Annotated in this window: 10 protein-coding genes and 1 tRNA gene; 2 read left to right on the top strand and 9 right to left on the bottom strand. The window is 68.4% G+C overall.

Annotation, left to right across the window (positions count from 1 at the left end; translation table 11 throughout):
• Positions 1–1,399: 1,399 nt before the first annotated feature.
• On the top strand, positions 1,400–1,660 hold the full coding sequence (locus ACIBK1_RS02320) for a hypothetical protein (protein ID WP_156080949.1): 261 nt from the start codon (positions 1,400–1,402) through the stop codon (positions 1,658–1,660).
• Positions 1,661–2,015: 355 nt separating this feature from the next.
• Here the strand turns inward: ACIBK1_RS02320 and ACIBK1_RS02315 are convergent.
• The 9 genes from ACIBK1_RS02315 to dnaA all read right to left on the bottom strand — a co-directional run bounded on the left by ACIBK1_RS02315 (position 2,016) and on the right by dnaA (position 14,485).
• Positions 2,016–2,092: transfer RNA gene (locus ACIBK1_RS02315), tRNA-Ile, on the bottom strand.
• 155 nt (positions 2,093–2,247) lie between these two features.
• Positions 2,248–2,985, bottom strand: a complete 738-nt coding sequence (locus tag ACIBK1_RS02310) for a DUF3566 domain-containing protein (protein WP_231513924.1) — start codon at positions 2,983–2,985, stop codon at positions 2,248–2,250.
• Positions 2,986–3,202: 217 nt separating this feature from the next.
• The gene (gene gyrA / locus ACIBK1_RS02305) at positions 3,203–5,704 is read right to left on the bottom strand and encodes a DNA gyrase subunit A (protein ID WP_030508583.1); all 2,502 of its coding nucleotides are present in this window, start codon (positions 5,702–5,704) and stop codon (positions 3,203–3,205) included.
• Between the two features lie 29 nt (positions 5,705–5,733).
• Entirely contained in the window at positions 5,734–7,680 is a 1,947-nt protein-coding gene (gyrB, locus tag ACIBK1_RS02300) for a DNA topoisomerase (ATP-hydrolyzing) subunit B (RefSeq protein WP_081903600.1), read from the bottom strand.
• A gap of 488 nt (positions 7,681–8,168) precedes the next feature.
• Positions 8,169–8,702 carry a DUF721 domain-containing protein gene (locus tag ACIBK1_RS02295; protein ID WP_396731677.1) on the bottom strand — a complete coding sequence of 178 codons (534 nt, stop codon included), beginning with the start codon at positions 8,700–8,702 and terminating at the stop codon, positions 8,169–8,171.
• Entirely contained in the window at positions 8,692–9,879 is a 1,188-nt protein-coding gene (gene recF / locus ACIBK1_RS02290) for a DNA replication/repair protein RecF (protein WP_396731674.1), read from the bottom strand. The genes ACIBK1_RS02295 and recF overlap by 11 nt, the downstream gene beginning before the upstream one ends.
• A 229-nt stretch (positions 9,880–10,108) precedes the next feature.
• Entirely contained in the window at positions 10,109–11,053 is a 945-nt protein-coding gene (gene gnd / locus ACIBK1_RS02285) for a phosphogluconate dehydrogenase (NAD(+)-dependent, decarboxylating) (RefSeq protein WP_030508587.1), read from the bottom strand.
• A 103-nt stretch (positions 11,054–11,156) separates the two neighbouring features.
• Complete coding sequence (gene dnaN, locus ACIBK1_RS02280) at positions 11,157–12,296, bottom strand: DNA polymerase III subunit beta (protein ID WP_030508588.1); 1,140 nt, start codon at positions 12,294–12,296, stop codon at positions 11,157–11,159.
• Between the two features lie 524 nt (positions 12,297–12,820).
• The gene (gene dnaA / locus ACIBK1_RS02275; RefSeq protein WP_357312414.1) at positions 12,821–14,485 is read right to left on the bottom strand and encodes a chromosomal replication initiator protein DnaA; all 1,665 of its coding nucleotides are present in this window, start codon (positions 14,483–14,485) and stop codon (positions 12,821–12,823) included.
• Positions 14,486–14,920: 435 nt separating this feature from the next.
• On the opposite strand from dnaA, the gene rpmH reads away from it, so the two are divergent.
• Positions 14,921–15,058, top strand: a complete 138-nt coding sequence (gene rpmH / locus ACIBK1_RS02270; protein ID WP_015772801.1) for a 50S ribosomal protein L34 — start codon at positions 14,921–14,923, stop codon at positions 15,056–15,058.
• Positions 15,059–15,103: the final 45 nt, after the last annotated feature.

The raw sequence follows: 15,103 nt of genomic DNA, 5'->3' as shown, positions 1-15,103 counted from the left end.
GACAGCCGATTAACCTCCGCCCGGACCGCGCGCGCCACCGCGGGCAGCGGCACGAATGGCAGGGAGGCGTGCACGTCCAACGCACCCTGTGCGATGCCGTCCAGCACATTCGCCACGGCCAAGGTGAACCAGCCGTTGAAACCGGGCCGCTGAGGCAGGCAACCGGCCAGGACCCAGGCCCTGCGGCGCTCGTCGGCCACAGCGGTCTGCCACGCCAGCCGCGCGGCCTGCCCGCCTCCACACACGTCGACTAGGAACAGCACCGTCGGCCCGCCGAGACCACCGTCCGTCGCGTCGTCGTCTTCCTGTTCGTCTAGCCCGGACGCATCGGCGAGCCAGCTGTTCAGGTCGGAGCGCGAACTAGACCTTCCGTCCGCGCCCACTACTCGTACCGATCCGAAGCCCTCCTCACCGTGACTTAGCACGTGCACGATCACCATGTCGTCCGGCCTACTGTCGCTCAGCAGGTCCTCGACGAGATCGCCCATCTGCCGGGCGGTCGGCTCCTCGCCCTTCAGCGGAAGGGAGGCGTATCCATGCTGGGACAACGCGTCGAGCAGTCGGGCGGATCGGTCACGCGCGAAAGGCAGCGGAGCATAGATTCCGGTGGGTGGAAACGTAGATATAGCCATGCTGACCGCCCGCCTGCGCATTCCCTACCTCCAAACGCGACGGAGCGATGCGTGTTCATGCTAAAGGAACGCTGGCCATTTGCACCATCACCGACGATCTCGAACTTCCTAGGCCACTGAGACCGCCCAGCAGAATGATCTCTGTTGCGATTTGATCTTTCGCGGTAACCGGCGAGATGAGTAAGAAGTCCTAACAGAATGATCAGCGGGTGCCTGCTGGCCATCGTTGAGTTTCAGGAGGCCCAGACCAGTACCGACTGCAGAGCCTCGAAGGAGTGCTAGAGCTTTCCTCAGCTCGTTCTTGATCGAACCTGAGGCCCTCGGACGTGGTCACCAGGACAAGCCGGTCGTTCTCATGGCCAGCAGTGAGGTGCTGCTGTACGAACTGTCTGACTGTCTTGGCCAGCTCACTCGACTCCCTTGAGGACAGGCTGATTGAGGGCTTGGCCTGAATCGCCAATACGGTGCCGTCAGTCTCGACCCGGCAATCATCGACCGGGTCACCCGTCTCACAGGCAATTCGACATACTCGCCCCGACCAACGATGACCGGAGCCGACGTTGAGCGTCTCAGGAGCGAACTGTTCTTGCTCGACGCCATCGCCTTTCAGCTGTATGCCTCCAGCGGCGCCATCGATCGCACTGGGCAACCCCCCACACCCGAGCAGGTCCGACTCATCGATGAAGCCGCCCCACTGCCCCAGACACTCGCGGCCGTCCCCGCCGCGAGCGTCGTTACACCACCTCATCGAGATCTACGAGCACGTCTTGGATCAGCGCCCTCAGCAGGCTCTACTCGCCGTACGGGACATCCTCACCAGAGTAGGCACGCAGAGTGGCTACACCGGCGACTCTCTCGGGATCGACATCTGCGTACGCTTTGTCGAGAGAAATCTTCCTGACCACCGCAGCATCCTGCAGGCACCTGGCCACCTGACTGCGCTGCGCGAGATCTGCGACACCTTCATCGACGCTGGTTGGCCCCAAGCCCACCGCCTTATCTACGGCATCGAACAGATTTTCCGCTGACCAAGTCTCGCTCCCACCTGCCCCGAAGCTAAGCCAGGGTGAGCAGCATCAGGCCCTCCGCCGGCGCATCTGCCCGCTGCTCTTAGCATGTCTGGGTCAGCTCAGCTGGCCATTCGAACGCTTCCCTGCGGGCAGCAAGGCGAGCTTGAGCCTGTTGACGCTTCACGACGCCGCTCCACACTTGAACCGAGAGCGGTAGCTCAGGTTAGTAGGGCCGCGAATCGCGATGCCATGCAAACCTTCTTGAACGCGTCGATGCCTACTCGTGACGGACAGCGCGACGGTCAGATGACGGTCAAACGATCAAGAGGCCAGGTCCCTGATTACGGGAACTGGCCTCTGAGCTGGTGATTCGTGGTGGGGCTACCAGGACTTGAACCTGGGACCTCTTCCTTATCAGGGAAGCGCTCTAACCGACTGAGCTATAGCCCCGCACCGCGCAACGAAGGTTACCGCATCCCGTTTCCGGTGGCGAATCCGTCGTTCCGAACGAGGAAAAGCTTACCGTCTCCGGGCCCGTGGTCGTGCCATCGAGGCGCATCCGTACGGCGGGCCGCTCGTGTGGGCGGCCTGCCGTACCGGTAGGGTCACTCGGCTTCGCTGAAGGTGACCTCGACACCGCCCACGAGGTCCGCGGAGATGTTGTAGATCACGGCACCGAGGGTGGACAGCGCGGTGATGAGCACGACGTTCAGCGCGCCCAGCAGAGCCGCGTACCCGAGGATGCGGACCGGCTCGAACCAGCTCGCGATGTCGATCGTGCCGGCCCCGGCGCCACCGGCGCCGCTGGTGAGCTGGTTGACGGTGTCGGTGATCGAGGAGAAGACGCCGAGCGCCGACAGCACGCCGTACAGCACGGCGACGGCCACGAACAGCACGACGAAGCACACCAGCGACACGACGAAGCTGAACTTCATCGCCGACCACGGCTCGATCCTGCGCAGGACCAGGTGGGCCTTGCGCGGCGGGCGCACGCCGAGCTTCTTGTCCTTGTCCTTCTTGGAGGGCTCGGCCCGGTCTCCGCCCGGCCCCGGCCCGAAGCTCAGGCCGCGTACGGAGCCGCCGTCCACGGGAGGACGAGCGTCCGTGGAGGGACGAGCGTTGTCCACAGACGGACGGCCGTTGTCCACAGGGGGTGTGGACGTACCGAGGCCGGCGGGCCGGGGGTACTGCGCGGTCGCTCCACCGCCGTCAGACCTGCCGTTCTCGGACCTGCCGTTCTCGGACGCGCCGTCCGTGCCCGGCTGCCGCTTCCATGGCTGGTCGGCGGCCGAGGTCCGGATGCGCATGGTGTCGTCGGCCTTCGCCTTGTCGGCGGCGGTCACGTCATCTCCTTCGGAAGCCACCTTGGCGACGCTACCGCCATCGTGCGCCCGTGCGGTAACGCCGTTCGAAGACGACGCCGGGCGGGCGCCCGTGGGTCTCTGCTTGCCGCCCGGTGTCCGCGGTCCGCCGGTGTCACTCATGCCACGCCCTCATCTGACGGCTCGGGTGCGCATCCGCGAATCGCGCTGTGCTCAGCGCTTCGCCCGCTACGCTCGCTCATGCCTCGCCTCCTGCCCCGTTCTCCTCGGTCTCCAACGACTCGGCGTTGCGAGCGAGGGCCACAACGCTGTCACCCTCGGCCAGGTTCATCAGGCGGACGCCCATGGTCTGGCGGCCCGACTGCTTGATCTCGCCGGCGCTGGTACGGATCACCCCACCGGCAGAGGTGATCGCGAAGACCTCGTCCTCGGGACGCACCATGACGGCTCCGACCAGCTTGCCACGAGCGCTGACAATCTTCGCCGTCAGTACGCCCTTGCCGCCCCGGCCCTGGACCGGGTACTGGTCGGCGGGTGTCCGCTTCGCATACCCACCCTCGGTCGCGATCAACACGTCATCGCCGTCGCTCATGACGTTCATCGCGAGCAGTTCGTCACCGTCAACGAAGCGCATGCCGATCACACCGCTGGTGGCGCGGCCCATCGGGCGCAGCGCGTCGTCCGAGGCCGTGAACCTGATCGACTGCGCGTTCTTGGACACGAGCAGCAGGTCGTCACCCTCGGAGACGAGACGGGCGGCGATCACCTCGTCATCCTCGCGCAGATTGATAGCGATCAGGCCACCGGATCGCGGCGAATCGTATTCGGACAGCCGCGTCTTCTTCACCAGGCCGCTGCGGGTGGCCAGCACCAGGAAGGGCGCGACGTTGTAGTCCCGCAGGTCGAGGATCTCCATCACGTGCTCGTCGGGCTGCATGGCGAGCAGGTTGGCCAGGTGCTGGCCGCGGGCGTCCCGCCCCGAGTCCGGCAGCTCGTACGCCTTGAAGCGGTAGACCCGGCCCTTGTTGGTGAAGGCCAGCAGCCAGTGGTGCGTCGTGGTGACGAAGAAGTGCTCCACGATGTCGTCCTGGCGGAGCTGCGCGCCCCTGACGCCCTTGCCGCCGCGCCGCTGCGCCCGGTAGAGGTCGGTGCTCGTCCGCTTGGCGTAGCCACCGCGCGTGATCGTGACGACCACGTCCTCCTCGGCGATCAGGTCCTCGATGGACATGTCGCCCTCGTACGCGATGATCTCGGTCTTGCGTTCATCGCCGTACCTGGAGACGATCTCGCCGAGTTCCTCCGACACGATCCGGCGCTGCCGCGGCTCGGAGGCCAGGATGTCCTGGTAGTCGGCGATCTGCGCCATCAGGCCGTCGTACTCGTCCTGGATCTGCTGCCGCTCCAGCGCGGCCAGCTTGCGCAGCTGCATGTCGAGGATGGCCTGCGCCTGGACCTGGTCGATGTCCAGCAGCGTCATCAGGCCGCCCTGCGCCTCGGCCGCCGAGGGCGACCGCCTGATCAGGGCGATGACGTCGTCGAGCCGGTCGAGCGCCTTGAGCAGACCGCGCAGGATGTGGGCCCGCTCCTCGGCCTTGCGCAGCAGGAACCGGGTCCGCCGGACCACGACCTCGATCTGGTGCGTGATGTAGTGCCGGACGAACTGGTCGAGGCGCAGCGTCCGCGGCACACCGTCCACCAGCGCGATCATGTTCGCACCGAACGTGGTCTGGAGCTGGGTGTGCTTGTAGAGGTTGTTCAGCACGACCTTGGCGACCGCGTCGCGCTTGAGCACGATCACGAGCCGCTGGCCGGTACGCGAGGACGTCTCGTCGCGGACGTCCGCGATCCCGGTGACCTTGCCGTCCCTGACCAGCTCGGCGATCGTGAGCGCGAGGTTGTCCGGGTTCACCTGGTACGGCAGGGCCGTGACGACCAGGCACTGCCGTCCCTTGGGGTCCTCCTCGACCTCGACGATGGCCCGCATGATGATCGAGCCGCGGCCGGTGCGGTAGGCGTCCTCGATGCCACGGCGGCCGACGATCAGCGCGCCGGTCGGGAAGTCGGGACCCTTGACCCGCGCGAGCAGCCCCTCGAGCAGTTCCTCGTCGGTGGCCTCGGGGTTGTCGAGCGCCCACTTGACGGCCTCGCCCACCTCGCGGAGGTTGTGCGGCGGGATGTTCGTCGCCATGCCGACCGCGATGCCGGCGGATCCGTTGACCAGCAGGTTCGGGAACCGCGACGGAAGGACGATCGGCTCCTGCGACCGCCCGTCGTAGTTGGGCTGGAAGTCGACGGTCTCCTTGTCGATGTCCCGGAGCATCTCCATGGCGATCGGCGCGAGACGGCACTCGGTGTACCGCATCGCGGCGGCCGGGTCGTTGCCCGGTGAGCCGAAGTTGCCCTGGCCGTCGACGAGCGGGTAGCGCAGCGACCACGGCTGCGCGAGCCGTACGACGGTGTCGTAGATCGACGTGTCGCCGTGGGGGTGGTAGGAGCCCATGACGTCGCCGACGACGCGGGAGCACTTGAAGTAGCCGCGGTCGGGCCGGTAGCCGCCGTCGAACATCGCGTACAGCACGCGGCGGTGCACGGGCTTGAGGCCGTCGCGGACATCGGGCAGCGCGCGGGACACGATGACGGACATCGCGTAGTCCATGTAGCTGCGCTGCATCTCGGCCTGGATGTCGACCGGCTCGATGCGATCGGCGGGAGGCCCAGGCGGCGTGTTCACTTCCGTCACGAAAAGTCCTTCTGGTCGGCCACGCTTGCTCAGACGTCGAGGAAGCGGACGTCGCGTGCGTTGGTGATGATGAAGTTCCTGCGGGCCTCGACGTCCTCACCCATCAGCACACTGAACAGGTCGTCGGCCTGGGCGGCGTCGTCGAGGGTGACCTGGCGCAGCACCCGGGTGTCGGGGTTCATCGTGGTGTCCCACAGCTGGGCGGCGTTCATCTCGCCCAGACCCTTGAACCGCTGCACGCCGTCGTGGAGCCGGGGGTCGCGCCGGCCGCGGGCGACGCCGTCCTCGATGATCGCGTCCCGCTCCCGGTCGGAGTACGCGTACGACGCGTCCTCGCCCTTGCGGTCCCACTTGATCTTGTAGAGCGGCGGCTGGGACAGGTAGACGTGCCCGGCCTCGATCAGCGGACGCATGAAACGGAACAGCAGCGTCAGCAGCAGCGTGGTGATGTGCTGGCCGTCCACGTCGGCGTCCGCCATCAGGATCAGCTTGTGGTAGCGCAGCTTCGAGATGTCGAACTCGTCGTGCACGCCGGTGCCGAGGGCCGTGATGAGTGCCTGGACCTCGTTGTTCTTGAGGACCTTGTCGATCCGGGCCTTCTCGACGTTCAGGATCTTGCCGCGGAGCGGGAGGATCGCCTGGAACTTGGGGTCGCGCCCGCCCTTGGCCGAGCCGCCGGCCGAGTCGCCCTCGACGATGAACAGCTCGCACTTCTCCGGCTCCGACCACTGGCAGTCGGCCAGCTTTCCGGGGAGGCCGCTGCCGCTCTCCAGCAGCGATTTGCGCCGGGTGAGGTCGCGGGCCTGCCGGGCCGCGATGCGGGCCCGGGCCGCCTGGAGCGACTTGTTGATGATCTCCTTGGCCTCGCCCGGGTTGCGCTCGAACCAGTCGCGCAGGTGGTCGTTGCAGGCCTTCTGGACGAACGACTTCGCCTCGGTGTTGCCCAGCTTCGTCTTGGTCTGGCCCTCGAACTGCGGGTCGGCCAGCTTCACGGAGATGATCGCGGCCAGGCCCTCGCGGACGTCGTCGCCGCTGAGGTTGTCGTCCTTGCCCTCCTTGAGGAACTTCTGCTCGCGCGCGTACCGGTTGACGATGGTGGTCAGCGCCGCGCGGAAGCCCTCCTCGTGGGTGCCGCCCTCAGCCGTGTTGATCGTGTTGGCGAACGTGTAGACCGACTCGGAGTAGGAGGCGTTCCACTGCATGGCGATCTCGACCGAGATGCCGTCGCCGTGCTCCTCGAAGTCGATCACCGAGTTGTGGATCGCGTCCTTCTTGGAGTTGAGGTGCTTCACGAAGTCGGACAGGCCGCCCTCGTAGTGGTAGGTGAGCACCTTGGGCTCGCCGTCGATGATGTGGTCGGGCCGCTCGTCGGTCAGCGTGATCTTGAGACCCTTGTTGAGGAAGGCCATCTCCTGGAACCGGCGCGCCAGCGTCTCGAAGTTCCAGGCGGTCGTCTCGAAGATCGCCGGGTCCGGCCAGAAGCTGATCGTCGTGCCGTGCTCCTCGGTCGGCTCGCCCTTCTCCAGCGGCGCCGTCGGCTTGGCCGTCACGTACTTCTGCCGCCACACGTGGCCGTCGGTGCGGACCTCGACCTCCAGGCGCGTCGACAGCGCGTTGACAACCGAGGCGCCCACGCCGTGCAGGCCGCCCGAGACGGCGTACGACTTGCTGTCGAACTTGCCGCCGGCGTGCAGCACGGTGAAGACGACCTCGACGGCCGGCCGGCCCTCGGCGGCGACGATGCCCACGGGAATGCCGCGTCCGTGGTCCATCACGCGCACGCCGCCGTCGGCGAGCAGGGTGACCTCGATCAGGTCGTTGTAGCCGGCCAACGCCTCGTCGACCGCGTTGTCGACGATCTCGTAGACGAGGTGGTGCAGCCCGCGCTCACCGGTGGAGCCGATGTACATGCCAGGGCGCTTGCGGACCGCTTCCAGCCCTTCGAGAACGGTGATAGAGCTAGCGTCGTAGGACAAGTGCGAAATCCTCCTGCCGCGGACACGCGGCGGGCGACACCGTGGATTGGCTGCCCCTGCCGTGCCCGTCACCGTCGTGAGTGCCCCGATGCGCACACCCAAGGGAGATCGGCCCATGGGACCGGGGTGACGCAAACCGGACGTGTCCTTGAGTCCGTTTGCATTCTACCGGTCCGACGGACATCAGGTGGCATTCACGGGGGCTGTGGTGCCCTGTCGCTTGACGATCATGTTTCTGAGCACCCCCCACACGGAACGGGGGTCGGAGCCTCACACGCGATTTTGGGCCGGTTCGGCGCTCTTCACGGGTCGGTTCGGGCTCTGCGCGGAGCGGTTCTGCGCCCGTAACGGGCCGCGGACGGGCGGCGGACAGGCCGTGGCGGCGTCGTGGCGGCGTCGTGGCGGCGTCGTGGCGGCGTCGTGGCGGCGTCGTGGCGGCGTCGTGGCGGCGTCGTGGCGGCACTGTGGAATGCGCCCCCGTCCCGCCCTCAGGCGTACGTGTCGCCCGGCCCGCGGCTCCCGCGTACGCGCAGGCCGCCCTCAGGGCGGTGGCCCGCGCCGGGGCCGTGCACCTTGACGCGGGTCACGGTGCCGTCGCCGAGCTCCTCGTTCAACCTTCTGACCAGGGTGGGCGCGAGCAACCGGACCTGGGTCGCCCAGGCGGTCGAGTCGGCGGCGACGACCACCTCGCCGTCCTCGAAGGTCTCCGGCCGGGTGTGTGCGGCCAGCTCGGGGCCGACGATCTCCGCCCAGCGGCCGAACACCCCGCCCACCGCGACCGGCTGCTCCCAGCCCCTGGCGGCGAGCAGATCGCGGATCGCCCGGCCGAACGGCAGCGGGTCGCCGGAGTCACGCCGCGGGCCGCCCGAGCCGGAGCGGCGGCGCGGCTCGCTGCGGGGGAGCTGCCCCCGCTTCAGCGCGTCGGACTTCGCCTGCGCCAGCTTCTCCCGCGCCAGCGCGGCGCCCCGCGCGACCGAGCCCTTCGGGGACTGTCCACCGCCTGTGGATATCTCATCGGACACGGGTCACGCTCCCATCCATGACGTCGAACCGGGCGCCGGCCAGTTCGGGAGGCACGTCGTCCGGCACCGCCGCCGTGATGAGCACCTGCTCGGCCGGGGCGACGATCTCGGTGAGCCGCCTGCGTCGCTGGCCGTCCAGCTCCGCGAAGACGTCGTCCAGGATCAGCACGGGGTCGCCGCCGTCGGCTCGCAGCAGGTTGTAGGCGGCCAGCCGCAACGCGAGGGCGAACGACCACGACTCGCCGTGGCTCGCGTAGCCCCGGGCCGGCAGCTCGCCCAGCCGCAGCAGCAGGTCGTCGCGGTGCGGGCCGACGAGAGTCACGCCGCGTTCGAGCTCGGCCTGACGCGCCTCCGCGAGGCCCGCCCGCAGGTGCTCGGCCAGTGGTTCCCAGTTTGTCCCCAGGGTGGGGATATCTGTGGATAAGCCCGACGGCCGGTATTCGAGGTCGGCGAGTCCGGACGATGGGGCGAGCGTGGCGTACGCCTTCGCCGCGAGCGGACGCAGCGCGTCCACCAGGCGCAGCCGCGCCGCCAGCAGTTCCGCGCCGTGGCGCACCAAGTGGGAGTCCCAGACCTCGAGCGTGCTCAGGACGTCCCCCGCGCCGGCGGCGGCGAAGGCCGCGTCGTCCTCCTGCCTGCGGCCGCCGCGCCGACGTCCCGCCCGCGTCGCCGCGGCCGTACGCAGGAGGGCGTTGCGCTGCTTGAGCACCCGCTCGTAGTCGGCGCGCACGCCCGCGAACCTGGGGACGCGGGCGACGAGCAGGTCGTCCAGGAAACGGCGGCGCTCGGACGGGTCGCCCTTGACCAGCGCGAGGTCCTCCGGGGCGAACAACACGGTCCGCAGCAGGCCGAGGGCGTCGCGCGGCCGGGGGACGGGCGAGCGGTTCACCCTGGCGCGGTTGGCCCGGCCCGGGTTGATCTCGATCTCGATCAGCGCCCGGCGGTCGTCCCTGACCACCGCCGCCCGCACGATCGCCCGCTGCGCGCCGTGCCGCACGAGCGGCGCGTCGGTGGCCACGCGGTGGCTCGAATGGGTCGCGATGTAGCCGAGCGCCTCGACCAGGTTGGTCTTGCCCTGCCCGTTCGGGCCGACGAACGCCGTCGCCCCTGGTTCCAGCACGAGTTCGACCTCCGGGTATGACCGGAAGTCGGTGAGGGACAGGCTCGCCACGTGCACCCCGCCAGGCTAGTGCCGGTGCCCGGCCTTCGTGTCCCGGCCGCGGCGGGCTGTGGAGAAACGACGCAGTGTGGAGAAGCGGGTGGGTGCGGGGTGGTTCGTCCACAGCCTGTGGAGGAACCACGCAACCGGCCCGCGGTCAGGCGACGTCACCTGGGGTGAGGCCCGGTATCCACATGCGTGTGGACGAAGCCGGGGCCGGGCGTGGACGCCGAGGTCCGGCCGCTGGTCAGCCCTCGGCCTCCACCGGCGGGGTGACGTCGGCGCCGGGGGCGTCGGCGCCCTTGCCGGTCTGGCCTTCGACCGAGGCGACCGCGTGCCCGCCGAACTGGTTGCGCAACGCCGCGACCATCTTCATCGCCGGGGAGTCGGTCTGGCGCGAGGAGAAGCGGGCGAACAGCGCGGCCGTGATGGCCGGCAGGGGCACCGCGTGGTCCACAGCCGCCTGGACCGTCCACCGGCCCTCGCCGGAGTCCTCCGCGTAGCCCTTCAGCTCGGTGAGGTCGCGGTCCTCCTCCAGCGCCCGCACCAGCAGGTCGAGCAGCCAGGACCGGATCACCGTGCCGTGCCGCCAGCTCTTGAACGTCTCGGGGACGTTGGTGACGACGTCGCTGGCCTCCAGCAGCTCCCAGCCCTCGGCGAAGGCCTGCATCATGCCGTACTCGATGCCGTTGTGGACCATCTTCGCGAAGTGCCCCGCGCCCACGCTGCCCGCGTGGACGAAGCCGTCCTCGCCTTCGGGCTTGAGCGTCTCGAAGATCGGCATGAGCCGGCGGACGTGCTCCTCCTCGCCGCCGGTCATCAGGGCGTAGCCGTACTCCAGCCCCCAGACGCCGCCGCTGACGCCCACGTCGACGAAGCCGATGCCGTGGGTGCCGAGGTCGGCCGCGTGCCGCTGGTCGTCGAGGTAGTGCGAGTTGCCGCCGTCGATGACGATGTCACCGTCCGACAGCAGGTCGCGCAGCTGCTCGACCGTGCTCCGCGTGGGCGCCCCCGCGGGGACCATGACCCAGACCGCGCGCGGCGCCTGAAGCCTCTCGACGAGCTCCTTCAGGCTGCCGACGTCGCTGATGGAGGGATCGCGGTCGTAGCCGACGACCTCGTGGCCGCCGCGCCGCAGCCGCTCGGCCATGTTCCCGCCCATTTTGCCGAGCCCGATCATGCCGATCTGCATCTGAGCCACCCCTCAACGTCTGCGTCGTCCACGAGGCACGCGTACCCCTACGTCAGGGGTCCATGCCCGCAGGAGATCGTACGCCCGGGGTGTTCCGGCCGTGTCAGCTGGACAGGCGGATGGGCATGATGAGGTAGCGGTAGTCCTCGCTGCCCCCGTCGTCCACAGGCTTGCCGCCGGTGAGGATGGCCGGCTTGGTCGGCGTGGTGAACTGGAGCCGCGCGACGTCGGAGTCGATCGCGCCGAGACCCTCCAGCAGGAACTGGTGGTTGAAGGCGATGTTGATCTCGTCGCCGTCGAACTCGACCGGCAGCGCCTCCACGGCCTGCGCCTCGTCGCCGCTGCCTGCCTCCAGGACGACCTCTCCACCCCGGAAGGCCAGCCGTACGGGGGTGTTGCGCTCGGCGACGAGCGCGACGCGCTTGACGGCCTCCACGAACGAGGCTGTGGACAGGTCGGCGCGCGCGGAGAACTCGGTGGGCAGCAGCGAGCGGTATTTGGGGAACTCGGGGTCGAGCAGCCGGGTCGTCGTCCGCCGGCCGGAGCTGGAGAACCCGATCATGCCCTCGCCGGTGCCGCCGGCCGAGCTCAGTGCGATCTCGACCTCCGCGCCGGTGCCGCCCAGCGCCTTGGCGGTGTCCGCCAGCGTGCGGCCGGGGATCATCGCCACGGCCTGGAAGTCGGGCTGCTCGGGCTGCCACTTGAGCTCGCGTACGGCGAGGCGGTAGCGGTCGGTGGCGGCGAGGGTCACGGTGTCGCCCTCGATCTCCATCCGTACGCCGGTGAGCATCGGGAGAGTGTCGTCCTTGCCCGCCGCGACGGCCACCTGGCCGACGGCGGAGGCGAACACGTCGCTGCCGACCCGTCCGGCGGCGGGCGGCATGGCCGGCAGGGAGGGGTAGTCCTCCACAGGCATGGTGAGAAGTGTGAACCGTGCGCTGCCACACGTGACGACGGCCTTGGCGCCGTCCACAACCAGTTCGACCGGCTGTGCGGGGAGCGCGCGCGTGATCTCGGCGAGGAGCTTGCCCGAGACGAGAACCACGCCCGGCTCTCCGGTCTGCAGGTCGAGGGTCACCTCGGCGGAGACCTCGTAGTCGAAGCCGGAGAGCTTCAGCCGCTGGTCGTCGGTCACCTCCAGCCGCATGCCGGCGAGCACCGGCACCGAGGGACGGGCCGGAAGGCTCCGTGCCGTCCACGCCACGGCCTCGGCGAGCACGTCGCGATCGATCCGGAACATCACGTGGATCAGCCTCCTGGGTGTCGCTGCTTCGTCAAGTCTTCACTCTCCCGCACCTGTGTGCCTCCAGAACCCCTTCTATGGTTCTTGAGTTCTTAGGGAGAGAGATACAAGTCGTCTTATTAGGCAGTGTGGATATGTGGATGTCGAGCATTTTCGCAGCTCAGCGGAGCTGCTTCATCCACTGCCGGTGTGGGGGAAACGTGGACGGACCCCCTGTGGACTGTGGGCGGCCCCGCTGTCCCCACACCCGTTCCCCAGGCGGAGGGCCCTCTGTCCACGAGTAATCCACGAGGTTTCCACCGGTTGTCCACGGGGTAAAAGGGACAGCTGAGTTGCGTGTGACGAGTACGCACAGGGCGTCCCCAGGTCGTCCACGAGTATTCCCCAAACCATCCCCAGGTTCTCCCCAAAGTTGTCCCCAAGTGGGGACGGCGCGTTGGCGGGCCGGAGAGGGTGGGGGTAACGCGACGGAGCCGCCGCCGAGGGCGGCATTTTTGATCCACAGAGTTATCCACAGCTGTGTACTAAGCGTTGCGTGCCCGCTGCTTGATCCGTGTCGTCAGCTCGTTGACCTGGTTGTACATCGAGCGCCGCTCGGCCATGAGCGACCGGATCTTACGCTCCGCGTGCATCACGGTCGTGTGATCGCGTCCGCCGAACTGCTGGCCGATCTTGGGCAGCGACAGGTCGGTCAGTTCGCGGGCCAGATACATGGCGATCTGGCGGGCGGTGACCAGGGCGCGCGAGCGTGAGCTTCCACACAGGTCGTCGAGCGATACACCGAAGTACTCGGCGGTTGTGGACATGATGAGGGAGATGGTGATCTCCGGGCTCGCGTCCTCGCTGATGAGGTCCTTGAGGACGATCTCGGCGAGCTGGATGTCCACAGACTGCCGGTTGAGACTGGCGAACGCGGTGACCCTGATGAGCGCGCCCTCGAGTTCGCGGATGTTGGTCGCGATGCGGCTGGCGATGTACTCCAGCACGTCGGGCGGAGCGGCCAGGCCCTCCTGGATCGCCTTCTTGCGCAGGATCGCGATGCGGGTCTCCAGCTCGGGCGGCTGGACGTCGGTGATCAGCCCCCACTCGAACCGGTTGCGCAGCCGGTCCTCCAGCGTCACGAGCTGCTTCGGCGCCCGGTCGCTGGAGATCACGATCTGCTTGCTGGCGTTGTGGAGGGTGTTGAAGGTGTGGAAGAACTCCTCCTGCGTCTGCTCCTTGCCCTCGAGGAACTGGATGTCGTCCACGAGGAGGATGTCCACAGCCCGGAAACGGGAGCGGAACCCGTCGGCCTTGTGGTCGCGGATTGAGTTGATGAAGTCGTTGGTGAACTCCTCGGAGCTCACATACCGCACCCGGGCGCCGTCGTACAGGCTCTGGGCGTAGTGGCCGATCGCGTGCAGCAGGTGGGTCTTCCCCAGCCCGGAGTCGCCGTAGATGAACAGCGGGTTGTACGCCTTGGCGGGGGCCTCGGCGACCGCGACGGCGGCGGCGTGCGCGAAGCGGTTGCTGGCGCCGATGACGAAGGTCTCGAACGTGTACTTGGCGTTCAGCCGGGCCGGCTCGCCCGAGGTACGGCCGCCGCGGGCGTCCCAGCGGTTCTGCCCGGGGCCGCCGGGCACAGGACCGGACACAGGACCGGACACAGGGCCCGGCATCGGCTCGGGCTTGGGCGCGGCGGGCGGTTCGGGGGAGTAGCCGCCGTGCCGCTGCGGGTGGTCCGGCGGGGACATGTGCTGCGGAGGCTGTGGATACTGCTGGCCCTGTGGATAGTGCGGCCCGTGCGGCTCGGCCTCGCGATGGATCGGGCCGTCCTCAGCTAAGGGAAAGCGCGGAGCCTGAGGGCGGGGCTGTGGATAATCTGTGGACGGCGCCTGTGGGCGATGGTCGGCCGGCGGCGCCACGGAGGGGTCCGAAGCGGCGGGCAGGCCGGCGCCGGGATCCACCATCACGGCGATCCGCACAGGCCGGCCGAGCTCCTGCGACAACGAGTGGACGATCAGCGGGCGCAGTCGTACCTCGATGACCTCTTTGGCGAAGTCGTTGGGGGCCGCCAGGAGAATCGTGTCGTTGATGAGGCCGGAGGGCTGCGTCATCTGGAGGAACGCGCGCTGCTGCCCCGAGACGCCCTCGTCGAGCAGGGTCCTGAGCGCCCGAGCCCATACAGCGTTGAGATCGACGCCTTCCATGGCTCGGCCCCTCCTCTCGTTACGCGGCCCCGCTCGCCCGCCGCGATCCGTGTCGTTTCTCAGTCCTGCGCGCCTCGCCGCGCCGGTCCTCGTCCGGCTGCCATCCACATATGATCCACATGATGTGCACAGCCCGTGCATCCTCCCCGGGCACATTCACGCTGATGAGGGGAAGGGCCGGACGGCCGACGGTAGCGGTATGCGCAACCTGCGTTCAAGGCGTTGTCCACAGCCTAACGGCCCATGGTCGCTCGCCGTACTCGCTTGCCGTCACGTGTGCCGGTTTGACCTGACGTACGGTGGGCCCGTAACGTGTCCCGGTCGGCTAATCACGCGACGGCTATTTCGCATGCCCGCGCATCTGACGAGCCGTGACCATGGAATGTACCGCGCCCGCGGAACGCCGCGGACGTACCTGAAGCCTGGAGCCCACTCGTGAGCAAGCGTACTTACCAGCCGAACAACCGTCGCCGCGCGAAGACCCACGGCTTCCGGCTGCGCATGCGCACCCGGGCCGGCCGCGCCATCCTGGCCGCGCGCCGCCGCAAGGGCCGCGCCGAGCTGACGGTCTGACCATCAGACGCCGCCCGCCCGTGCCGAGCGGAGCGGGCGGCCATA

The organism is Microbispora rosea (assembly GCF_044460045.1).
Classification (GTDB): domain Bacteria; phylum Actinomycetota; class Actinomycetes; order Streptosporangiales; family Streptosporangiaceae; genus Microbispora; species Microbispora rosea.
The sequence above is the reverse complement of the archived record's forward strand: the minus strand, read 5'-3'. Positions and strand labels throughout refer to the sequence as shown.